The organism is Streptomyces ochraceiscleroticus, assembly GCF_000720485.1.
Classification (GTDB): domain Bacteria; phylum Actinomycetota; class Actinomycetes; order Streptomycetales; family Streptomycetaceae; genus Streptomyces; species Streptomyces ochraceiscleroticus.
This window is the reverse complement of sequence record NZ_JOAX01000009.1, coordinates 44,221-66,582: the sequence shown is the minus strand read 5'-3', so window position 1 is coordinate 66,582 and position 22,362 is coordinate 44,221. Positions and strand designations below refer to the sequence as shown.

The 22,362-nt window shown below is 72.5% G+C and carries 20 protein-coding genes; 10 read left to right on the top strand and 10 right to left on the bottom strand.

The features are described from left to right. Window positions 1–103 precede the first annotated feature (103 nt). The 3 genes from IG84_RS0113865 to IG84_RS0113855 all read right to left on the bottom strand — a co-directional run bounded on the left by IG84_RS0113865 (window position 104) and on the right by IG84_RS0113855 (window position 4,215). Window positions 104–1,537 (bottom strand): carboxypeptidase regulatory-like domain-containing protein, encoded by a 1,434-nt coding sequence (locus tag IG84_RS0113865; RefSeq protein WP_051861698.1) that lies wholly within the window; start codon window positions 1,535–1,537, stop codon window positions 104–106. 190 nt (window positions 1,538–1,727) lie between these two features. Continuing rightward, window positions 1,728–2,942: an MFS transporter gene (locus IG84_RS0113860; RefSeq protein ID WP_031055756.1), complete on the bottom strand. Its 1,215-nt coding sequence runs from the start codon at window positions 2,940–2,942 to the stop codon at window positions 1,728–1,730. A gap of 64 nt (window positions 2,943–3,006) precedes the next feature. Then, window positions 3,007–4,215: a glycosyltransferase gene (locus IG84_RS0113855; protein WP_031055754.1), complete on the bottom strand. Its 1,209-nt coding sequence runs from the start codon at window positions 4,213–4,215 to the stop codon at window positions 3,007–3,009. A 323-nt stretch (window positions 4,216–4,538) separates the two neighbouring features. Here IG84_RS0113855 and IG84_RS0113850 point away from each other — a divergent pair, with 323 nt between their 5' ends. After that, window positions 4,539–5,825, top strand: coding sequence for a DUF418 domain-containing protein (locus IG84_RS0113850; RefSeq protein ID WP_078648813.1), 1,287 nt, complete (start codon window positions 4,539–4,541; stop codon window positions 5,823–5,825). A 5-nt stretch (window positions 5,826–5,830) separates the two neighbouring features. Here the strand turns inward: IG84_RS0113850 and IG84_RS0113845 are convergent, their stop codons facing one another. From IG84_RS0113845 to IG84_RS41155, 3 genes are read right to left on the bottom strand one after another with little or no spacing between them, the layout of a single operon-like run. Further along, the gene (locus IG84_RS0113845; RefSeq protein ID WP_031055750.1) at window positions 5,831–6,217 is read right to left on the bottom strand and encodes a BlaI/MecI/CopY family transcriptional regulator; all 387 of its coding nucleotides are present in this window, start codon (window positions 6,215–6,217) and stop codon (window positions 5,831–5,833) included. 53 nt (window positions 6,218–6,270) lie between these two features. Then, entirely contained in the window at window positions 6,271–7,437 is a 1,167-nt protein-coding gene (locus tag IG84_RS0113840) for a glycosyltransferase family 4 protein (RefSeq protein ID WP_031055748.1), read from the bottom strand. Next, window positions 7,434–7,871 carry a hypothetical protein gene (locus IG84_RS41155; RefSeq protein WP_031055745.1) on the bottom strand — a complete coding sequence of 146 codons (438 nt, stop codon included), beginning with the start codon at window positions 7,869–7,871 and terminating at the stop codon, window positions 7,434–7,436. The genes IG84_RS0113840 and IG84_RS41155 overlap by 4 nt, the downstream gene beginning before the upstream one ends. A 243-nt stretch (window positions 7,872–8,114) precedes the next feature. Between IG84_RS41155 and IG84_RS0113830 the strand changes: the two genes are divergently transcribed. The 9 genes from IG84_RS0113830 to IG84_RS0113790 all read left to right on the top strand — a co-directional run bounded on the left by IG84_RS0113830 (window position 8,115) and on the right by IG84_RS0113790 (window position 18,001). After that, on the top strand, window positions 8,115–8,660 hold the full coding sequence (locus IG84_RS0113830; RefSeq protein WP_051861697.1) for an Lrp/AsnC family transcriptional regulator: 546 nt from the start codon (window positions 8,115–8,117) through the stop codon (window positions 8,658–8,660). Between the two features lie 254 nt (window positions 8,661–8,914). Then, window positions 8,915–9,739 carry a dimethylargininase gene (ddaH, locus tag IG84_RS0113825; protein WP_031055738.1) on the top strand — a complete coding sequence of 275 codons (825 nt, stop codon included), beginning with the start codon at window positions 8,915–8,917 and terminating at the stop codon, window positions 9,737–9,739. Beyond that, on the top strand, window positions 9,736–11,004 hold the full coding sequence (gene rocD / locus IG84_RS0113820) for an ornithine--oxo-acid transaminase (RefSeq protein WP_031055737.1): 1,269 nt from the start codon (window positions 9,736–9,738) through the stop codon (window positions 11,002–11,004). Before ddaH ends, rocD begins: the two co-directional genes overlap by 4 nt. 103 nt (window positions 11,005–11,107) lie before the next feature. Then, on the top strand, window positions 11,108–12,319 hold the full coding sequence (gene argJ, locus IG84_RS0113815) for a bifunctional glutamate N-acetyltransferase/amino-acid acetyltransferase ArgJ (RefSeq protein WP_078648812.1): 1,212 nt from the start codon (window positions 11,108–11,110) through the stop codon (window positions 12,317–12,319). Between the two features lie 129 nt (window positions 12,320–12,448). Further along, window positions 12,449–13,546 (top strand): WD40/YVTN/BNR-like repeat-containing protein, encoded by a 1,098-nt coding sequence (locus tag IG84_RS0113810; protein WP_031055720.1) that lies wholly within the window; start codon window positions 12,449–12,451, stop codon window positions 13,544–13,546. A 176-nt stretch (window positions 13,547–13,722) separates the two neighbouring features. Next, complete coding sequence (locus IG84_RS0113805; protein WP_031055718.1) at window positions 13,723–14,400, top strand: uracil-DNA glycosylase; 678 nt, start codon at window positions 13,723–13,725, stop codon at window positions 14,398–14,400. Between the two features lie 198 nt (window positions 14,401–14,598). Beyond that, entirely contained in the window at window positions 14,599–15,747 is a 1,149-nt protein-coding gene (locus tag IG84_RS0113800; protein ID WP_031055714.1) for an LURP-one-related family protein, read from the top strand. Further along, window positions 15,740–16,807 carry an N-acetylglucosamine kinase gene (locus tag IG84_RS0113795; protein ID WP_031055713.1) on the top strand — a complete coding sequence of 356 codons (1,068 nt, stop codon included), beginning with the start codon at window positions 15,740–15,742 and terminating at the stop codon, window positions 16,805–16,807. The genes IG84_RS0113800 and IG84_RS0113795 overlap by 8 nt, the downstream gene beginning before the upstream one ends. A gap of 285 nt (window positions 16,808–17,092) precedes the next feature. Then, window positions 17,093–18,001: a sirohydrochlorin chelatase gene (locus tag IG84_RS0113790; protein ID WP_169749876.1), complete on the top strand. Its 909-nt coding sequence runs from the start codon at window positions 17,093–17,095 to the stop codon at window positions 17,999–18,001. 199 nt (window positions 18,002–18,200) lie between these two features. On the opposite strand, the gene IG84_RS0113785 is transcribed toward IG84_RS0113790, so the two are convergent. The 4 genes from IG84_RS0113785 to IG84_RS41150 form a co-directional block, all read right to left on the bottom strand. Continuing rightward, window positions 18,201–18,992, bottom strand: coding sequence for a class I SAM-dependent methyltransferase (locus IG84_RS0113785; RefSeq protein WP_031055709.1), 792 nt, complete (start codon window positions 18,990–18,992; stop codon window positions 18,201–18,203). An 84-nt stretch (window positions 18,993–19,076) separates the two neighbouring features. Next, the gene (locus tag IG84_RS0113780; RefSeq protein ID WP_031055706.1) at window positions 19,077–20,156 is read right to left on the bottom strand and encodes a lactonase family protein; all 1,080 of its coding nucleotides are present in this window, start codon (window positions 20,154–20,156) and stop codon (window positions 19,077–19,079) included. A gap of 138 nt (window positions 20,157–20,294) precedes the next feature. Further along, complete coding sequence (locus IG84_RS0113775; protein WP_031055703.1) at window positions 20,295–21,845, bottom strand: FUSC family protein; 1,551 nt, start codon at window positions 21,843–21,845, stop codon at window positions 20,295–20,297. Between the two features lie 232 nt (window positions 21,846–22,077). Continuing rightward, entirely contained in the window at window positions 22,078–22,344 is a 267-nt protein-coding gene (locus IG84_RS41150; RefSeq protein ID WP_157848873.1) for a hypothetical protein, read from the bottom strand. Between the last annotated feature and the right edge of the window lie 18 nt (window positions 22,345–22,362).

Sequence of the window (22,362 nt, the reverse complement as noted above, 5' to 3'; positions counted from 1 at the left end):
GGTGATTACGCCGATGAGCGTGTGCCGTACGTGCGGAGAGAACTTGCCCACTCGGGTGGGTATTCCGAAGGACATCGTACGACGGGAACTCTTCACCAATTCCTTACGTCGCCGGAGCGGAGACTCCTCCACCGCCAGGAGGCGGGTCCTGCGGCCGCGGTCGCAGCACGAAATCCTGATGGGCGAGGCTCCCGTACCTGATGTACACCCGCTTGATGGACGGGATGCGGCGCGGCCCGCCGGCGATGACGTTGATGAAGCCCTCCGGCAGCCCGGTCAGCTTGTACTCGCCGTGTTCATCGGTCCGCGTGCGCGTGAGCTGCCGTCCGTCGGTGGTGGTCACGGTGATCAGTACACCGTGCAGCGGTTGCGACTGGGTGTCCCGGATGCGGCCGGCCAGCAACGGCTCGGAGGCCCCGATGTAGTGGGTGGAGGTGCGTACCGGCATCGGGTGCGGCATCTCGAATGTCGGGTCCTCGACCGATTCCTCCAGGTCCGAGGCGGTCAGTTCCGCGTCCCCGTCGGAGCGTGCCACGTTCACCCGGTGCCGTTCCCAGAAGAATCCGATGCAGATGAGCACGATGCCGACGGCGATCCAGATGCTCAGCGCCAGCAGCGGGCGGAAGAGCTGCGCGCCGCCGAAGTACATCTCGTTGCGCAGCGCGTCGACCAGATTGCCCAGTGGCATGTACGGATGCAGCCAGCGGAAGAAGGCCGGCACCATCGCGACCGGGATCGCCCCGTCGCTGGCCGGCATGGACAGCAGCACGAAGACGACGATGGCCACGCCGGGGAAGAACTGCCGCACGAACGGCACCAGCCCGTAGCAGGTCAGCGAGACCGCCAGGCTCAGCATGAACATATAGAGCAGACAGATCGGCCGGTCCACGATGCAGTCCATCGCGAGCGAGATGTAGAAGGCGGCCACGGCCATCACGGCGCCGGAGACGACGAAGGTGACGACCTTCTTCCAGCGGCTGAGGCCGGTGGCCCGCAGCATCATCATCACCATGATGTACGACGGGATGGTGAGCCCCAGACAGAGGTAGAAGAGGCTGGTGCCCATCCCGTCCTTGGGCGCGGTGGGCGCGAGCTCGACCTGTTTGAGCCGGGCCCCGCCCCGCTCGGCGATCGGCGTGAACACCTGCTGCAGCACGGCCTCGATCTCGAAGCCGCCGGCCTTCGCGGTGTAGAGGGCGGGGTGGGCCGGATCCGGGAGGTAGCCGCCGGCGGCACGGCGGTCCCGTACCGCGCTGCGGAGGGCGGCGTCACCGCCCGATACGGGCTTCACCTCGAATCCGTCCGGGACGGCCTTGTCGAGCGTCTTCTGTACCTGGGTCGCCGCCGGGGCGGGCACGGCCACCCGGATGTCGTGCGGGGTGGGGTTGTGGAAGGCGAGCAGGTAGCAGAAGAGGAAGCCGAAGAAGAAGAGCGCCGGGAACCAGAGGCTGCTGACGATCACCTTCGCCGTGTGCGTCCACCGATGGCGCGGTTCGCTGTCGGCCGGTGCCGCGTCCTCTTGCTGTGTTCCGGACATGCCGCACCCTTCCCTGACCGTGCCCTTTCCCGACCCCGCCCGTCCTGCGCGGGTTGCTGACGCTCCGCTGCTGGGAGATCACCGCCGGCCCGGCCCGGCACACCTGCTTTGCTGCACTCGGCCCAGCATGTTGGCCCGCGCGTGGGAGGCGCCGCGCACGGGGGACCCCGCGCGTGGGAGGCGCTGCCGGTCAGTCGCGCCGGGAGCTGCGCAGCAAATGGGCGGCCGTGCCGGCGGCCAGGACGGCGACGCAGGTGGTGAAGGTCAGACCGGCGCCGCGGAGGCCGAGGGCGAGGGTGAGGGCGCCGACGCCGACGACCGGGAGGGAGATTCCGGTGTAGGCGACGACGAAGAAGGTGGAGATCGTGCCGCCGCGGTGTTCGGCGGGGGCGGCGGCCGCGACGGACGTCAGGGCCGCGCGGAAGGCGAGGCCCTGGCCGAGGCCGCCGCACAGGGCGCCGGCGACCAGGGCCGCCAGGGACTCGACGGCGAGGGAGGTCGCAACGAGGGCGAGGCCCACGACGAGGACGAGGCAGCCGGCCGGGAGTGCCCGGCGCGCTCCAAGTTTTTCGGTCAGCGACTGGCCGGCGGTCGAGCCCAGGAAGACCGAGAAGACGACGGCGCCGGAGACGGCCAGATTGGCCACGCCGAGGGTCTGGGACACGAAGGCCGGGGCCACCGCGGTGAACAGGCCGAGGAGCGAGAAGCCGGCGAAGGCGGCGAGGGCCGAGGGCCCGAAGACACCGCGTACTTCAGGGGGTACGACCACGCCCTGCGGCCGGAGGCCCGGCCACCGCTCCGGATGGTCGACGGTCTCGGGCAGGAGGAGGACCAGCAGACACGCCACGGCGATGAGGGCGAGATGCGTCAGGTAGGGCAGCGCGAGCGGCCACGGGGCGTACTGGGCCAGGATCCCGGCGAGCAGCGGACCGCAGCCGAGGCCGCCCATGTTGGCGGCGGCCGCGGCGTAACCGGCGCGCGACTTCCGTTCGGGCGGGGCCAGTTCCAGTACCGCCGCCGTGGCCGCGCCGCTGAAGAGTCCGGCCGAGAAGCCGGAGAGCAGCCGGCCGGCGAAGAGGAACGAGAGGCCGCCCCCGGACGGAAAACCGGACAGGAAATCGGACAGGAAGCAGACCGCGCTGAGTGCCGAGAAGGCCAGCGCCGCAAGGAGCACGGGGCGGCGGCCGACCCGGTCGGAGTAGTTGCCCGCGAGCAGCAGTACGGCAATGACGCCGAGTGCGTAGACGGCGAAGACCACCGTCACCATCAGCTCCGAGAAGCCCAGCTCTTCGCGGTAGAGGCCGTACAGCGGGGTGGGGAGTGTGGTGCCCGCCATGCCCACGGCGAACACCGCCGCCGCTGCCGGGTACCCCGGGCGGCGGCCCGTCCCATGACGAACGATCATGTCTCCACGGTACGAGGCGGCCCGGCCGCAAGCGATCAGGCCGCCCCGGGGCTACGCCGCCGTCTCAGCCCGCCGCGTCCGTGGCGCCCGTCGCCGACGCCGCGTCCGCCGCGAGACGGGACAGGTCCGGGAGCGCGTGGGAGCGGCGCTGGAGGGACTGGGCGCGGGAGCGGTAGGTGCGGTCCTCCAGTACGGCGCGGACGGCCTCGGTCAGCGACGCGCGCGTGACGTCCTGGACGTCGATCCGGCGGCCGGCGCCGATCTCCTGCAGCCGGGCGGCGTTGTACGACTGCTCGGCGAAGAGCGGTACGGCGACCACGGGGACGCCGGCCGCCAGCGCCTCCCGGGTCCCGTTGAAGCCGGCGTGCGTGAGGAACGCGTCGCTGGACCGCAGGAGCAGTTCCTGCTGGACGAACGAGGTGAGGTGGACGTTGTCGGCGCGGGCGCCCTGCCACTCGCGGGGGTCGGTGCCCACGCCGAGCGCGACGACGCCGGTGACCGGCAGGTCTCCGAGCGTCTCGATGATGGTGTCGAGGAGGGGCAGGACTCCACCGCCGGGGAAATTGGTGGCGTTCGAGCCCAGTGTGGCGAGGACGAGCGGGCGGTCGGCGGGGAGCCGGGCGATCTCCGGGTCGAGGGGCGCTTCGCCGGCGGGGACCGGCAGGCGGTAGTAGTGGGCGTTCGGCAGGCGGCTCGCCTCGGGGTAGAACTCCTCCGGTACGACGCCGGCACGGAAGGCGCGGAAGACGTGCCAGGGGTCGGTGATCGGATCGAGGCCCAGGTCCGCGCGCTGCTTGTTGAGCGCCTCGGTGACGGCCGGGTGGTCGTACGGCGCCATCGGGGCGATGTCCAGCGCGCCGTGCGGGATGCCGAGCCGCTCGCCGGCCAGGTAGCCGCCGAACTCGGTGGACTCGTGCAGGATCAGGTCGGGGCGCCAGTCCCGGGCCACCTCGACGAGGTCACGCGCCGAGGGGCCGGCAAGCTGTCCGACGAAGGCGGCGGCGAAGAACTCCGGGTCCAACTCGATGGTGACGGAGCCGAATTGGCGCATGGCCGCGGGCGGGCGGACGTCGCCCCGCTGCAGTACGTCCCCCATCGCCTCGACGTTCGGCAGCCGCAGCGCGGTCAGCCCGCGCTTCTCGATGTGCTCCGCGACGGCGTTCCCGGTGGCGACGGCCACCTCGTGGCCCGCCTGCCGGGCGCTCTCGGCCGCCGGCAGCACCAGCGGTGCGAGGTGCGAGTAACTCGCCTGGGCGGTGAACAGGATGCGCATGGCGCTTCGCTCCCTCGGATGCCGCGCGGCCGGCACAGGGGTACGCGCGGCTGGGACTCAGGAAAATCAACAACTGTTGAAACAGCCTATCCGCCCACCTTCCGCGCCATCCGGGCGGGTCATCCGGTCGGGGCGGGCGCGGAGGGAGATACCGGCAGGTGGGCGCGGCGCGCGTGCGCCGGGCGTGCTCATGGAGCGCCCTGCGAACCCAGGAGTGCACTCGGGCACCGGCGGGCGCAGCACGATACCGCCACAGTGACGGATGCGTCACCAAATCCCCCTGAACCGTGCTCCGTTGCGGAGGCGACAGGCATCTTGGGCACATGTCGCAGAACTTACCCAGGGCACGCAGCGTGCCCCTGCCGACGCGCGCCCGGACCCCGGCACGGACAGTGCCACCGGGCGACCGGCACGCCACCACACCCGACCAGCCCTCACCACCCACCGCACGTGCCAGTACGCCCCGGCTGATCGGCATCGACCTCGCCCGGGGCCTCGCGGTACTGGGCATGTTCGCCGCCCACCTGGGCCCCGATCCGTCGGACGGCGGCCCCGTGGGCTTTCTCATGGAGCTCGCGCGCGGCCGGTCCTCCGCCCTCTTCGCGCTGCTCGCCGGCTTCTCGATCGTGCTCATCACCGGCCGCCCCGAGCCCCGTACCGGGCGCGCGGGACGGCAGGCGGTCGCGCGGGTACTGATCCGCGCCGTCATCCTGCTGGCACTGGGGATGGCGCTGACCGCGCTGGACACCTCGATCGATGTGATCCTCGCCTACTACGCGCTGGCGTTCGTCGTGGCCCTCCCCCTGCACCGCCTCAAGGCCGGGGCCCTCGCCTTCATCGCCGCGGCGACCGCGCTGGTACTCCCCCAGGACCTCTTTCTGGTCAAGGTCTCGCTCGATCAAGGCAGTTGGGGCGACACGATAATCGCCCACGACCCGCTGTCCGGGCTCGGCGACACGGACGGGGTCATGGACCTGCTGTTCACCGGCGCCTATCCGGTGCTCACCTGGATCCCGTTCCTGATCGCGGGCATGGCGGTGGCGCGGCTCGACCTCACCCGGCCGTTGGTCCGCACCCGGCTCGCCTTGACCGGTGCCGCGCTGGCGGTGCTCGGTTACGGGGGCTCCTGGCTGGCCCTGCACCTCGTCCCGAACGCATACGCCGCCGTCGCCGCGGGCTCGGACGGCGACGCGCCCGGGTCGGCCTGGTGGTCCGACACCGTCGGCGACCCCACCCACCTCTTCCGGGAGTGGCTGCTGGTGGCCGCGCCGCACAGCCAGACGACTCCCTCGATCCTGGGCAACACCGGCGTCGCCCTCCTAATCGTGGCCGGTTGCACCATCGCACTGGACCGGCTGCCGCGCTTCCGGCGGGCGGTCGCACCGGTCACCGCGGTCGGCGCGATGTCCCTGTCCGCCTATGTACTGCACATCGTGGCCATCTGGGCGCTGGACACGGAGGACATGTCAGACTCCAGCGAGCCGTTGGTGCTGCTCTGCTTCATCGCGGGCGTGCTGGTGCTCGCCTACGTATGGAAGCGGCTGTTCCGGCGCGGGCCACTGGAGTACCTGCTGTACATGATCACCCGGCCGGCGCGCCTGATCCGGTGAGCGCCTCACCGGCCGCGGTCCTCCGCCAGGAACTGCCGCAGCGCGGCCTCTTCCTCGCTGCTCAGGCCGGTGACGAACTGCTGGAGGGCCGCGATCGGGTCGGGCCCCTTGTCCAGGGCCTGGTGCATGACCTCGGCGGTCAGCTCGGCGGCGTTCTTGGCCGGCCGGTAGGCGCCGCGCCGGCCCTCGGCGTCCCGTACGACCAGCGCCTTGTCGTGCAGCCGCTTCAGGATCGTGTGGATGGTGTTGTACGCGAGGTCACCGCCGATCTCGGCGTGCACCTCGGCCGGGGTCAGCGGCGCCTCGGTCGCCCACAGAGCGGCCAGGACCTCGCTCTCCAGCGTGCCGGCGCTGCGTCGTTCCCCTCTGCCACGAGGGTTTCTGCCTACCATGACCACACCCTACAGCTCGTAGGGCGCAGGGGCATCGGCCGGCCCCTCCGACCTCACACGCGCTCCTTCTGCGCGAGGAGGACCGTGAGGAGCGCCTCCCAGCGGGCGCGGACGCGGTCCGGGGTGTAGCGGCGGGCGGACTCGACGGCGTGCCCGCCGAGCTTCTTGCGCAGCGCGTCGTCCTCGACGAGCCGGGTGAGCGCCGCGGTCAGCCCCGGAGTGTCCCCGAGCGGTACGAGCAGGCCGTCCTGGCCGTCGGTGATGATCTCGCGGGGGCCGTGCGGGCAGTCGAAGCTGACCGGCGGGATGCCGTGGCTCATCGCCTCGGCCAGCACCATGCCGAACCCTTCGCGCCGGGAGGCGAGGGCGAAGACGGACGCCTTGGCCAGCTCCCGGTCGAACTCCTGCGTGGCGCCCATCAGGTACACGTGGTTGTAGAGATGCCGGTCATGGATCAGCGCCCGCAGGCGGTCGCGCTCCGGTCCCGCTCCGTAGATGCGGAGCTGCCAATCGGGGTGCGCGCGGGCGATGGGCTCGAACGCCTTGATGAGGGTCGCGAAGCCCTTTCCCTTGACGAGCCGGCCGGCGGAGACGATGAGCGGCCGGTCGAGGGCGGCGCGCTCCGGGGCGGCCTCGGAGAGCGGGTTGGGGATGCACTCGACACGGACCCCACTGTCACCGAGCCGCCGCAGGTAGGCGTCCTCGTCGGCCGCGGTCAGTACGGTCACCGCGTCCAGCCGCCGGTACCAGCGCCCGATCTCGCGGGCGAGGTCCGCCTTGTGGTGGGAGTAGTGCAGGTGTTCCTGGCCGACCCGTACGACGGACGCGGGCGTGAAGCGGGCGGAGAGGAGGTTCAGGGCGGGCCGGGTGGTGATCAGTACACCGTCGTGCAGCGAGCGCAGATAGCGCACGACGCGCCGGTCGGTGAGGCGGCTGAACCGGTCGAAGCGGACCTCGGCCTCGGGGACGAGCCGGCTGGGGTGGTGCGCTCGCCGGTACGTCAGCGGGCGCGTCCAGCGGGACGGCGGACGGGTGTCGTCGACCAGGGCCCGCAGCCGCACCTTCGGGTGCAGCGCGAAGCGGGGCTCGGCGCGGTGCCTGTGGACGCTCACGACCTCGACGTCGTGCCCGGCCTCGGCGAGGGCGTTCGCCTGGTTGACGACCGTCCGGACGGTGCCGCCGACCGCGTAGGCGTTGAGCAGCAGGAAGCGGATCTTCACGGGGATTCCTCCCGTCGGCAGGTGATCGAGAGGTTGTCCTGGACGGTGTAGTACGGCTCGATCCGCAGGCCGCCGGCGCGCTGGGCCGGGTACGTGAAGATCTTCTTCTTGCCGGGCACGTCGTCCAGGTGCCGCCCCAGCCGGAGCGCGTCATCACAGCCGTCCGGCACCAGGTACAGGTCCCAGACCCGGTCGCCTTCGGGGGTGGCGGAGGCGAGCGCCTCCAGCGGAACGGATACCTCGAAGCGACCGCCCTCCCCCTCCGCCGCCAGCCGCAGTTCCGTACCGGCCGCGTCGCGCACCCGGGCGACCAGCGTGCCCGCGCCCGAGGCCACGCCCACGACATGCCCGAGGACCCGGATCCGGCCGTCGCGGGGCCAGATCTCGGCCACTTCGGCGTGCGCGGGGGCGACGTGGTCGGACGGGTCGGGCATGACGCACTCCTCCGGAAGCTGATCCGACAACCTGTAGGGTCACGATCGAAACCCTACAGGATGTAGTACGGGATGCGGGAAACACGGAGTGACGAGGCGTGGAACGGTGCGGGACGCGCAGGCTGCGCACTGGAGTGGGGCGCACGGGCTCCGTGCGGCGCATACGATCCGCGTGGTCCGTGCGCTCCGCAGGGACCCTCAGCGGCCGTACGGCCCTGCCCAGCGACGGAGGAACCACCCGCTATGCCCCACGCATCCGGCCCGCTCGACGAGTTGGACCGCAAGATCATCGCGGCGCTGACCGCGAACGCCAGGACCAGCTTCGCCGAGATCGGCTCGGCCATCGGCCTGTCGGCCACCGCGGTCAAGCGCCGGGTGGACCGGATGCGCGAGACCGGCGTGATCACCGGCTTCACCGCCACGGTCCGGCCGGCCGCGCTCGGCTGGCGCACCGAGGCGTACATCGAGGTGTACTGCGACGGCGCGGCCCCGCCCCGCCGCATCGCCGAGGTCGTCCGCCGTTACCCGGAGATCACCGCCGCCATGACGGTCTCCGGCGGCGCCGACGCGCTGCTGCACGTCCGCGCGACCGATGTGGAGCACTTCGAAGAGGTGCTGGAACGCATCCGCACCGAGTCCTTCATCCGCAAGACGATCAGCTACATGGTCCTCTCGCACCTGATTCCGGACAGCCCGGAGGCGGGCGCCGGCTCGTCAGCGGTACAGGGATACGGCCCCGACTCCCCCACGGACTCCGCCCGCCCCGCGGGGAACACCGGCACCACCTGATCCGACGGCGCAGCAACCCTGCGCCGACCGGCCCCTTTACGCACGTTCGCTGCGCCGGTGCGCAGCGTTCCGGCCTTGTCCGGCACAGCCGCGGCTTCCTACCGTTATGGGCATCCCTGCGTCACCCCTCAGTGACCCCGCGTCACTCGGGCGACGCCCCCTGCCCGTCCGCGGAATCGGAGGACCCCGCCGTGCCCGAACCCGTGTCCGTACCCGCGCCCGTATCGGTACGCGAGCCCGTGAGCGAGGCGGCGATGCGCACGATCGTGCGCCCGCCCCGTGTGCCGCGCCCCCGGCGCTTCCTGCTCTGCGAGCCCCGGTACTTCGACGTGCAGTACGCCATCAACCCCTGGATGCGCGACGTCGCGCCGGTCGACACCGACCTGGCCCAGCGGCAGTGGGCGGCGCTCGTCCAGGCGTACCGCGACCACGGCCATACGGTGGAGACCGTGCCGCCGGTCGCCGGGCTGCCGGACATGGTGTTCGCGGCGAACTCGGCGCTCGTCCTGGGCGGACGCGTGTTCGGTGCGCGCTTCCACGCGCCGCAGCGCCGCCCGGAGTCCGTCGCGTACGAGAAGTGGTTCCGGGCGGCCGGGTTCGACGTGCACACGCCGGAGGCGGTGTGCGAGGGCGAGGGCGACCTCGTGCCGGTCGGCGGCTACGTCCTGGCCGGTACGGGCTTCCGTACGACACGGGAGGCGCACCGGGAGGTGCAGGAGTTCCTCGGCGTGCCGACGATCTCCCTGCAGCTCGTGGACCCGTACTTCTACCACCTCGACACCGCCCTCTTCCCGCTCGACGACACCAACGTCGCGTACTACCCGGAGGCGTTCTCGCCCGGCAGCCTCGAGGTGCTGCGGCGGCTGTTCCCGGACGCGGTGCTCGCCACCCGGGACGACGCGCTGGCGTTCGGCCTCAATTCCGTCTCCGACGGGTGTCATGTCTTCGTTGCCCCGCAGGCTGAGGGGATCGTTGAACAACTCGCCCGTCACGGTTACGTTCCAGTCCCCGTCGACCTGTCGGAGTTCCACAAGGCCGGCGGCGGCATCAAGTGCTGCACCCAGGAGGTCCGCTCATGACCGCGCCCACCCGCTTCTCCGCCGCCGCGGCCGGCCCCGCGCCGCAGCCCCCCGCACCGGACGCCCGCTCCTCGGCGGAGCTGATCCGCGCGGAAGGGCCCGTCCTCGCGCACAATTACCACCCGCTCCCGGTGGTCGTGGCGCGCGCTGAAGGCGTGTGGGTCGAGGACGTCGAGGGCCGCCGGTACCTCGACATGCTCGCCGGCTACTCGGCGCTGAACTTCGGCCACCGCCACCCGGCGCTCGTCGAGGCCGCGCACCGCCAGCTCGACCAGGTCACCCTCACCTCGCGCGCCTTCCACAACGACCGGCTCGCCGGCTTCGCCGAGGGCCTGGCCGCGCTCACCGGCATGGACATGGTCCTGCCGATGAACACGGGCGCCGAGGCCGTCGAGAGCGGCATCAAGGTCGCCCGCAAGTGGGCGTACGACGTCAAGGGCGTGGCCCCGGACCAGGCCACGATCGTCGTCGCCGCCGACAACTTCCACGGCCGCACGACCACGCTCGTCAGCTTCTCCACCGACCCCGTGGCGCGCGCCGGTTACGGTCCCTACACGCCCGGCTTCCGCGTCGTCCCGTACAACGACCTCGCCGCCCTCGAAGCGGCCGTGGACGAGACCACGGCGGCCGTGCTCATCGAGCCGATCCAGGGCGAGGCCGGCGTCCTCATCCCGGACGACGGCTACCTCACCGGCGTCCGCGAGCTGACGCGGCGGGCCGGCTGCCTGTTCATCGCCGACGAGATCCAGTCCGGGCTCGGGCGCACGGGCCGCACGCTGGCCCTCGAGCACGAGTCCGTCGTCCCGGACGTGCTGCTCCTCGGCAAGGCACTCGGCGGCGGCATCGTCCCGGTCTCCGCCGTCGTGGCCCGCCGGGACGTGCTGGAGGTGCTGCACCCGGGTGAGCACGGCTCCACCTTCGGCGGCAACCCGCTGGCCGCCGCGGTCGGTTCGGCCGTCATCGACCTGCTGTCCACCGGCGAGTACCAGCGCCGCGCTGCCGAGCTGGGCGAGGTGCTGCGCACCGGTCTCGCCGGCCTGACCGGCAAGGGCGTCACCGGCTTCCGCGCCCGCGGCCTGTGGGCGGGCGTCGACGTCGACCCCGCGCTGGGCACGGGCCGCGAGATCAGCGAGCGCCTCATGCGGGAGGGCGTCCTGGTCAAGGACACCCACGGCTCCACCGTCCGGCTGGCCCCGCCGCTGACCATCACGGAGGACGAACTGTCGTCGGCGATCGAGGCGCTGGGGCGGGTACTGGGCGAGTAACGCCTGCCTGGCGAGTAACGCCTTCTGGGCGAAGCGCATAGTCATGCGCCCGGTTCAATAAAATAGCTGGACTCCCTGGAGCTTGCCCGCAACTATATTCCGCATGGCACATATTGATTCACTTTCAGCTCTGAGTGCGGACTCCGGTGCGGGCGAGCTCCGCTGGCCCGTCGGCTTCCGGGCGTACACCGGGAACGGGGGCCTGCGGGCGCACGGGGACGACATCTCGATCGTGGCGTCGGACCGGCCTTCGGTCAGCGCCGCGATGTTCACCCGCAGCCGCTTCGCGGGCCCCGCGGTAGTACTCAGCCGGGCGCACGCCGCCGGCGGGCGCCTGCGCGCCGTCACCACGCTGGCGCAGAACGCCAACGTGGCCACCGGCCGTCAGGGCGAGGAGAACGCGGCCGAGGTCGTGGGCCGGGTCGCCGCGATCCTGGGCGTCCCGGCCGACGCCGTGCTCATCGGGTCCACCGGGGTGATCGGACGGCCGCTCCCGATGGACACCATCCGCGCGCATCTGGAGACGACGGCGGAGCGCGGCACGGCGGCCTTCGAGGCGGGCCCCCTCGATGTGGCGCGCGCGATGATGACCACGGACACCCGCCCGAAGACCAGCACCCGGAGCGTCGGCCCGGCCCGTATCGTCGGCGTCGCCAAGGGCGTCGGCATGCTGGAGCCGAATATGGCCACGATGCTGGCGTACGTGTTCACCGATGCCGAGCTCTCCCCCGCCGCGCTGGACACCGCGCTGCGCGGCGCCGTGGAGAAGACGTTCAACTGCCTGAGCGTGGACACCGACACCTCGACCTCGGACACCGTGGCCGCGCTCGCCAACGGGGCGGCGGGGCCGGTCGACCCGGCCGAGTTCTCGGCGGCGCTCGCCGAGGTGTGCCTGGACCTCACTCAGCAGCTTGCGAGCGACGGGGAGGGCGCGAGCAAGCTGCTGCGCGTCACGGTGGCGCAGGCCGCCGACTACGCGCAGGCCAAGCGGGTGGCCAAGAGCGTGGTGAACTCTCCGCTGGTCAAGACGGCCGTGCACGGCGCCGACCCGAACTGGGGCCGGGTCGTCATGGCCATCGGCAAGAACACCGAGGACACGGACATCGAGCCGGCGAAGGTGACCGTACGGTTCGGCGAGACCGAGGTGTACCCGGAGGAGCCGGCGGCCGGCACCCTCGAAAAGCTGGCCGAGACCATGCGGCGGGACGAGGTCGACATCTCGATCGGGCTGGGCCTCGGCGCGGCCGCCGCTACGGTCTACGGCTGCGACCTGACCGAGGGCTACATCCGCGTCAACGCGGACTACACGACCTGACGGACGACCTGCCGCACGACCCGCCACACCCAGTCCGACCTGGGCTGATATCGCTTCCGAGGGCCGTTGTCAGTGGTCGGGTGCAGACTGACTCGTACCTGGAACAACGGCGTTCGGAGGTGCATTGACATGACGACCCACGCGGCTGATGTCCTGCTCGCGGTAGGGACCCGGAAGGGCCTGTTCATCGGCCGTCGACGGCGGGGCAGGTGGGAGCTGAGCGAGCCCCACTTCCCGGCCCAGGCGGTCTACTCGATCGGTATCGACACCCGCCGCGCCACACCGCGGCTGCTGGCCGGCGCGGACAGCGCGCACTGGGGCCCTTCGGTGTTCCACTCGGACGATCTCGGGGAGAGCTGGGAGGAGCCGGCCCGCCCGGCGGTCAAGTACCCGGATTACACCGAGAGTTCGCTGGAGCGGGTGTGGCAGCTTCAGCCCGCAGGCCCGGCCGCGCCCGACGTGGTCTATGCCGGTACGGAGCCGGGTGCGCTGTTCCGGTCCGAGGACGGCGGCGAGTCGTTCGAGCTGGTGCGGCCGCTGTGGGAGCACCCCTCGCACGACCAGTGGGTGCCGGGCGGCGGCGGCCTCGCGGTGCACACGGTGATCACCGACCCGCGCACCGCCGACGCGGTGACGGTGGCCGTGTCCACGGCCGGGGTGTTCCGCACCCTGGACGGCGGGGCGAGCTGGTCGCCGTCGAATGCGGGCGTGAAGGCCGTGTTCCTGCCCGACCCGGACCCGGAATTCGGCCAGTGCGTCCACAAGATCGCGCAGGACCCGGTCAACCGCGACCGCCTCTACCTGCAGAACCACTGGGGGGTGTACCGCAGCGACGACGCGGGCGCGAAGTGGACGGACATCGGGTCGGGGCTGCCGTCGGACTTCGGTTTCGCGGTCGCCGCGCACCCGCACCGCGGCGACGTGGCGTATGTCTTCCCGATCACGGCTGACATGGACCGGGTGCCGGCCGAGCACCGCTGCCGGGTCTTCCGGACCTCCGACGCGGGCGCGAGCTGGGAGGCGCTGAGCGAGGGGCTGCCGCAGGAGGACCATTACGGCACGGTCCTGCGCGACGCACTGTGCGTGGACGACGCGGATCCGGCGGGCGTGTACTTCGGCAATCGCAACGGCGAGGTGTTCGCCAGCGCGGACGACGGCGACACCTGGCAGCAGCTCGCCGCCCACCTGCCGGACGTGCTGTGCGTACGGGCGGCGGTGGTGGCCTGATGGCGTGAAGCGGCGTTCATGGTCCGGGTGGCTGTGATTCGGGCGGTCGCGAGGTGACCGGTGATGGCGGGATCTGTATGCGGTCGTGGTCGAAGCTGACCGGAGGGAGGCGGAGATGACCGGGGGAAGGGGGCACGGGTTGATATGGACCACCGGGCGGCCAGTAGGGTGACGCCGTGGCTGCACGACCTCTCCATGAAATCGTCGAACCGGGCTGGGCGAAGGCACTTGAGCCCGTTGCCGGACGGATCGCCGCGATGGGCGACTTCCTGCGCGCGGAGATCGCCGCGGGACGTACCTACCTCCCGGCCGGTAGCAATGTGCTGCGCGCCTTCCAACAGCCCTTCGACGACGTGCGGGTGCTCATCGTGGGGCAGGACCCCTACCCCACGCCGGGGCATGCCGTCGGGCTCAGCTTTTCGGTGGCACCGGAGGTGCGCCCGCTCCCGGGCAGCCTGGAGAACATCTTCCGCGAGCTGCACTCCGACCTGGGGCTGGGACGGCCGTCCAACGGTGACCTCACGCCGTGGACCCGGCAGGGCGTACTGCTGCTCAACCGCGCCCTGACGACGGCGCCGCGCAAGCCCGCCGCACACCGTGGCAAGGGCTGGGAAGAAGTGACCGAGCAGGCCATCCGTGCGCTGGCCGCGCGCGAGCGGCCGCTGGTGGCGGTCCTGTGGGGGCGGGACGCGCGCAATTTGCGCCCGCTCCTCGGGCAGGTGCCGTCGGTGGAGTCGGCGCATCCCTCGCCGATGTCCGCCGACCGGGGGTTCTTCGGCTCGCGGCCGTTCAGCCGGGTCAACGACCTGCTGGTCAGGCAGGGCGCGGAGCCGGTGTCCTGGCAGCTCCCCTGACCGCACGGCGACGCACTGTCCGCACGGCGCCTTGCCCTCGCGGCCTGCGCCCCGGCCTCGTGGCGGCGCCCCGGCCTCGCTGCGCACTGGCCCTACGGTGGCCTGCCTGGTCGCGCGGCAGCAGTGGTGCGGCGGGCCGGTGGCTGGGCTGACGTGGTGGCCGACGGTGGGGCTGAGCTGGAGGGATAGTGTGCCAGCATGACCACGAACTCGAACGTGCCGGCGGGCTGGTACGCCGACCCGCAGGGCACGCCTGACCAACTGCGCTGGTGGGACGGCGCCCGGTGGACCGAACACACCCACCCGGGCAGCCAGGGGCAGGCCACGGGCCAGGCACAGCAGCCGGCGCAGGCCCCCGCACAGCAACAGTTCCAGGGCCAGAGCCCGGCGCAGCAGTACGGCCAACCGCAGCAGCAGGCACCCGGCCAGGGGCAGCACCAGCAGGCACAGCACCAACAGGGACAACATCAGCAGGCACAGGCGCCCGGCGCGCAGCCGATGCCGCAGGCCCAACCCCAGCCGCAGCCCCAGCCGTATGCGCAGGGTGCGCCGCAGCAGCCGTACGGGCAGGGAGCGCCGCAGCAGCCGTACGCCCAGCCGCAACCGCAACCGCAGCCGGTCGGGCAGCCCCAGCCGGGCGGGCAGCCGTACTCGGGTGGGCAGCCGATGCCGGGCGGGCAGCCGCAGGCGTACGGCTATCCCCAGCAGCCCGGTGCCGCGCCGGGCGGTGCGACCGGCCCCGGTGGCGGTTCGCTGTTCAGTGAGCCGGTTCTGGTCGTGAACCAGAAGGCCAAGCTGATCGAGATGACGAACGAGTACAGCGTCTTCGACCAGAACGGCAACACCATCGGCTCGGTCGTGCAGGTCGGCCAGAGCACGGCCAAGAAGGTGCTGCGACTGGTCTCCAGCCTCGACCAGTACATGACCCACAAGCTGGAGATCCGTGACGCGTACGGGCAGCCGCAGCTCGTACTGACCCGCCCGGCCAAGTTCATCAAGTCCAAGGTGCTGGTGGAGCGCCCGGACGGGCAGCCGGTCGGCGAGATCGTGCAGCAGAACGCCATCGGGAAGATCAACTTTGCGCTGGTGGTCAACGGCCAGCAGATCGGCGCGATCAAGGCGGAGAACTGGCGCGCCTGGAACTTCGCCATCGTCGACCACGCCGACCAGGAGATCGCCCGGATCACCAAGACGTGGGAGGGCCTCGCCAAGACGATGTTCACCACGGCGGACAACTATGTCCTGCAGATCCACCAGCAGCTCCCCGACCCGCTGCTGAGCCTGGTGGTCGCCACGGCGCTGACCGTCGACACCGCCCTCAAGCAGGACGCCCGCGGCTTTGGGTGAGACCACACCGGCGCCGGGACCAGTACCGCTCGTACTCGGCGTCGACTCGGGCGGCTCGGGCCTGCGGATCGCGGTCGCCCGCGCACACGGGCTCACGCCCGGAAGCGCGCACGGGAACGAGGCCGCGGCCGAAGAGGCCCCGGCTCCGGTGCGGCAGCTGGACACGGTCGTCTTCCGGGAGCCGGTGCGTACGGGACCGGACGGCATCGACCCGGACGACCTGCTCGAACGGCTCCTGCCGGCGGCCGGCGCGCTGCTGCGCGAGGCGGGCGGGGACGGGCGGTGCGCCGCGGTGTGCGTGGGCGCGGCCGGTATGGCCACGCTCGGCGACGGCCTGCGCGCCGCGCTGCCGGCCGCGCTGTCCCGCGCGCTCGGCACGGACCGGCTGGCGCTCGCGGCCGACGCGGTCACCGCGTACGCGGGCGCGCTCGGCCAGCGCCCCGGGGCCGTGGTCGCGGCCGGCACGGGTATGGTCGCCCTGGGCACGGACCTGACCCCGGCGACCGGCTGGCGCCGCGCCGACGGCTGGGGCCACCTGCTGGGCGACTGCGGCAGCGGCGCCTGGATCGGCCGGGCGGGGCTGGAGGCGGCGACGCGCGCGCACGACGGCAGGCCCGGCGGTTCGGCGGCGCTGCTGACCCGCGCGGAAGCGGTGTTCGGGCCGGTCACGGGCCTGCCCGGCAAGCTGTACCCGCGCGCGGACCGGCCCGCCGTACTGGCCTCCTTCGCGCCCGAGGTCGCGCGCTGCGCCGCCGAGGACAAGTTCGCCGCCGCCATCCTCGACGAGGCCGCCCATCACATCGCCGACGCCGCGGCCGCGGTCTGCCCGTCGGCGGTCGCGACCACCGGCCGGGAGGTCGCGTACACCGGCGGCCTCTTCAAGATGGGTGAACCGCTGCTGGAGCCGTTGCGGGCGGCGCTCGCGGTGCGACTGCCCGGCGTCCGCCTCCGCGCGGCGGACGGCGATCCGCTGGACGGCGCGCTGCTGATCGCGTCGGCGGTGGCACGGGACGCACTGCGGTTGCCCACCGATGATCGGCTTCTGCACGTCACCGGGTGAGTACGCGGGCGACCCCGTCGCCGCATTAACAGCAGCAAACGCACCTACCTCGCCCTCACCTCGCCCCCGACCGCCCCGGCACCCCCGAGCGGAACCCCCGACATCCCATAAGCGGAATCCCCTCAACAGCACCTCCCTTGATCACCCGGCTCGGAAGTCGGCGCAGATCACAAGGCGTGTCGCGGCGCGTTCACACCAAGACGCGCGGGACGAATCGGTACACAAGACACCCGACCGTGCCCTCCCTCGGCACGGAGTGCCGAAGAGGCGTTAGCATGCGGCGCCATGAGTTCCCCCACTGGGCCCGCACCCGGCCTGCCTGTACGAATGCCGCGTCCGCGCCAGCCCGGACGCCACCGCCGACCCGAGCCGGTCGCCGCGCCCGAGGGCGCGCCCGCGCTCGTTCTGGCCGTTCCCGGCGCCCCCGCCGCCGCGTCGCGCAGCCTGGCGGAGGAGGTGTCCAGCATCGCCCGCTCCGAGCTGCCCGGCCTCGACGCGCGGATCGGGTACGTCGACGGCGGCGACGAGGAGTTCCCGTCGCTGGAGGCCGTGCTCGCGCACGCGGCCGCCGAGCGCAAGGCCCGCATCGAGGCGGGCGCGCACGAGCTCAAGGACAGCCCGGCCGCCGTGGTCGTGCCGCTGCTCGCCGGGCCCGACAACGCCCTGCTGCGCCGCATACGCCAGGCGATCATGAACAGCGGCTCCGCCGCCGAGCTCACCGATGTGCTCGGGCCGCACCCGCTGCTCGCCGAGGGCCTGCACGTACGGCTGTCCGAGGCCGGCCTCGCACGCGCCGACCGCGCCCGCCTGTTCACGGTCGCAACGGCCGCTGACGGCATCATCCTCGCCACCGTCGGCGGCGAGGAGGCCGTGCAGGCCGCCGGCATCACCGGCATGCTGCTCTCCGCGCGCCTCGCCGTGCCGGTGCTGGCCGCCGCGCTGGACGAGGACGGCGCGATCTCGCGTACGGCCGAGCAGCTCCGGACCTCGGGCTCGCAGCAGCTCGCGCTGGCCCCGTACCTGATCGGCCCGGAGATCGCCGACGGGCTGCTGGGGGCGGCCGCGGCCGAGGCGGGCTGTGCCTCCGCCGAGGCGCTGGGTGCGTACATGGCGGTGGGCCGCCTGGTCCTGTCCAACTACGCGGCGTCGCTCGGCATCACGCTGCAGTCGGCACAGGGCGCCGCGGCCCGCTAGTCGGCACAGGGCGCCGCGACCCGCTGGACCGCCGTCGGCTGCCACCCGTGGCCGGCGCCCCGGCCTGGCGGTAGCACCAGTGGACGAACCCGTAGACACACCAGTGGACGAAGCACCGGATGGGTCGCCCCGCACCACGCGGGGCGGCCCATCGCCGTATCCGGGCCCGCTCCCCCCGCACCCGTCCGCTCCCCCGCACTCAACCGCTCGTCCGCCCCACCAGCACCCGGACCCGTACCTCCTCCGCGTACGGGCCCTGCGGGAGCGCGGCCCGCAGACCGGCGGCGAAATGCGGGCGGTCGTCGGGGGCCGGCAGCCGGTCGGCCGGTACGGCGGAGCAGACGCCGCCGACCAGCTCCTCGAACGTCAGCTCCACGCGGTAGCGGTGGTCGATCTCGCGCACCCCGTCATAGCCCGCCGCCCGCAGCGCCCGGGCGTAGCGGTCCTGGTCGTCGTCGGCCGTGCCGCAGGTGGCCTGCAGGACCGTGCCGAAGTACCGCTCCAGGTAGCCGCGCAGCGCGTCCGACCAGTAGCTCTCCTGCTGCCAGAGCGGTACGCCGTTCGCGATCACGGCGATGCCGCCGCCGGGCCGGAGCAGCGGGCGCAGCTCGCGGAAGAGCTGGTCGTGGTCCATCCAGTGCAGCGCCTGGCCGATGGCGGTCATGGCCAGGGAGCCGCGGCCGAGCAGCGTGCCGAGCGCCGGGACGTCGGTGTCCGCGCCGAGCACCCAGGTGGCGTTGCGTACGCCTGCCTCGTCGGCGGCCCGGCGGGCCAGCCGCAGCATGTCCGGTTCGGGGTCCATGCCGAGGACGGAGCCGACCCGCGCGGCGAGCGGCACGGCCAACTGTCCCGTGCCGCAGCCGAGGTCGAGTGCGGTGTCGCCGGCGGTCAGGCCGAATGCCTCCTGCAGGGCGTCCAGGAGCTCCGGGCGGTAGCCGCGCCGGAAGCGGGCGTAGTACTCGGCGACTTCACCACTGAATCCGACGGTCATGCCGTCAGACTGCCCGGTTCCTGGCCGTCGCGCCCGGCATTCGGACGATCTCGCCGCCGAGCGTCCGCTATCGGCTGAACATACTCAACGGTCGGAGCGTACGCGGAGGTTCCCGAAGACCACGCAGGAAGCCGACGGTACCGGGATCGAGCCGGCGCGCTCCGGGATCCCCGTTTCCGGGTCGACCGTGAACCATGTGACGTCCCCGGAGCGCTCGTTGGCCGCGTAGAGGTGCCGCCCTTCGGGGTGCAGCGCCAGGTCGCGGGGCCAAGTGCCGCCGCACGGCACGGTCGTGACGAGCCGCGGCGACAGGCCGTCCTGTTCCAGCGCCAGTACGGCGATGCTGTCGTCCCCGCGGTTGGCGGCCCAGCCGAACCGTCCGTCGGCGGAGACCACGAACTCGGAGGGCAGTGTCGGCGTCACGCCGCCCTCGGGCAGTACGGCCGTCTCCCCCACCGGCGTCAGCACCCCTTGTACGGCGTCCCAGCGGCAGGTGGTGACCGTCGGGTCCAGTTCGTTGATGACATAGGCGAGCCGGCCGCCCGGGTGGAAGCGCAGATGGCGCGGGCCGCTGCCGGCGCGCAGCGCGATCTCCCGGCGCATGACCAGCTCCCCGCTCCCCGGGTCGATGTCGCAGACGCGTACGGAGTCGGTGCCGAGGTCCACGCTGAGCACCCAGCGTCCCGTGAGGTCGGCGACCACGGCGTGCGCGTGCGGGCCGGTCTGCCGGTCGGGGTTCGGGCCGCTGCCGTGGTGCTGGAGTACGGCGCCGGGGCCGGGCTCGGTGGGCGCGCCGTCGGCCCGCAGGGGCAGCGCGCTCACACTGCCGGAGCGGTAGTTGGCGGTCAGCAGGTGTCCGGCGTGCGGGGTGAGATGGGTGGGCGCGGAGCCGTGTACGGGCGCCGGCGGTGCGAGCGGTTCCGGCCGGTCGCCCGTGAGCGAGAACGCCGCGGCCGCGCCGTCGGGCGTCTCGCTCACCGCGTACAGCAGCCGGCCGTCGCCGGACACCGCGAGGTAGGAGGGGTTGGTCACCGCGTCGGTGCGGTGCAGTTCCTTCAGGGCGCCGCTCTCCGGATCGACCTCCGCGGTCACGACGCCGGCGCCGCCGGCCGTCGACCCGATGTACGCCCGCCACCCGGCACTGTTCCGGCTCTCACCGTTCACACTCGTACCCCGCTTCTCGTCCGCACGCCCCGCATCGGTCGGTCACCGACGCTAACAGCCGGGGCGGCGCGGAGCCTGTCCGTACCCGCGTCCGTACCCGTCCATACAGCCCGTCCGTACCCGCCCGTGCGGCCGTCGTCAGGCACTGATGAGCGTCGGGCGGTCGGAGTCGCGCAGAGGTACCGCGAGTTCAGCGAGCGCCCTTTCCAGACCGTGCAGATGGGCGAGGGCCGGTTCCGCAGCCGGGATGTGGGGCACCACTGCCACGGGCACCCGCTGCCGGCCGGCCGCCCACTGCTGACCGGCCATCCGCTGCTGACCGACCGTCCGTTCCGGCGCCGTGAGCGCCGCCACCGCGGCCTCGACCCGTCGGCAGGCCGCGGTGAGGCGGTCGTCGTGGGATGCCTCGGGGTCGGCGGCGACGGCGGCCAGGCCGCGGACCTCGCGGGCGCAGTCGTCGAGCAGGGCGACGACCTGACGCGCCCGCTCCTTGCGGGCACGCAGCGGACTGAGCGGGTGGACCAGCGGGGCGATCGAGACCCGCACCTTGCCGAGCAGCAGCTCCAGCTCGGCAATGCGCGGCGCGGGGTCGGCGGCCGCGGAGCCGGCCAGCCGCGCGGCGGCCTCGGCCGTGCAGGCGTGCACGCAACGCAGCGCGCGCTCGATCCAGGCGTCCGTCGTGGCGTGCGTGGTGACGGGCAGCACGAGCAGGACCGCCAGCACCGCACCGAGCGCCCCCACACCCGTCTCCGTAACCCGCAGCACGAGGAGCCCCGGGTCCAGCACGCCGAGGAGCCCGTACAACAGCCCTGCCATCACCGTCACCGCGAACATCATCCAGGTGTACGAGACGGCGGCCGTGTAGAAGATGCCGAAGACACAGACCGCGACGAGCGCCGCGGTGGCCACCGGCGCACCGTGCAGCGGTACGGCAACGCCCAGCCCGACCACGATGCCGAGCACCGTGCCGAGCACCCGCCGGAAGCTCCGTACCAGCGTCTCCCCGCTCGACGCGGTGTTCACGAAGACCCACCACGTCGCCCCCACGGCCCAGTACCAGCGCTCCTGCGACAGCACCTCCCCCGCCGCGAGCGCGAAGGCACTGCCGGCCATCGCCTGGACCGCCTGCCGCGTGGTCGGCCGGGCGAGCCCGGTGCCGACGTGCAACGGCGGGACCACGGCGGGCGGCGGCAGCCGGCGCTCGTAGCACCACAGCCCGAAGCGCACCGCCGAGGAGGCCAGCAGCGACAGCACCATGGCCTCGTACAGCTCGGGCAACTGGCCGGGCACCGTGTGCAGGAACTGCGACGCGAAGAAGGCCATGAAGCCGAGCACGCCGAGGGAGTGCCCGCGCGGGCCCCAGCGGCGGGCGTACACCCCGGCGCCGACCACGGCGACGAACGCTGCGTCCCGCGCCAGGGGGTGGTCGTGCAGCACCGCGGCGAGGGCGAGGACGGGAAAACCCACCGCCGGGAACAGTGCGGTGGTGACCGCCTGCCCGCGGACCGTGGGGTCCATGACCGTGAAGAGTGCCAGCAGGGCCGCGAGCCCACCGAAGATGGCCGCGACCAGCGAGTGGCCCGCCAGACCGCACAGGGCCACCGCCGCCCCGATGCCGAGCACCGCCCGCAGCCCACTGCGCAACCGCAGCCGCCCCGGATCCGGAGCAACGAACACCCTCTTCAGCACAGATCCCCGCCCTTCTGCCTTCCAGCACTCCATGGCATGAAAAAGGCGCCGCGGGGGTCCGCAGCGCCATTGATGGGACCATCACAGCACCTGGGAGCACGGTGGCTCAACCGAGTCCGGATTCGCTGTGCCATTGGCTCAGCGGTCCGCGCGTCCGGTGCGGCAGGGGCGGGCCAATGGACCACTGAGCGCGCTCCGGCGCCGAACCGTCTCACGTGCTGAAACACTCGTCTCAGGAGCTTGATCCGAGCAGGTCGGGCGGCGCAGAATGCCAGGCATGACTGCTGCTGCCGACCTCCTCGTGGAACGCCTCCACGTCGACCTGTGTCGCCAGACCAGCGCCAACTGTCGCGCCTGACGCCGTCTCCGGCCGCGTTCCTCGCTCTTCCCGGGTCCGCGCTGCCGCGCTTTTCTCCTGCTTGCCGAAGCTCCGCTTTCTGAAGCTCTGCTCACAAAGCTCGACTTTCCGCAGCTCTCCTTTCCGCACCTGGTGACGCATCGCCGTCGCCTCCTCCGC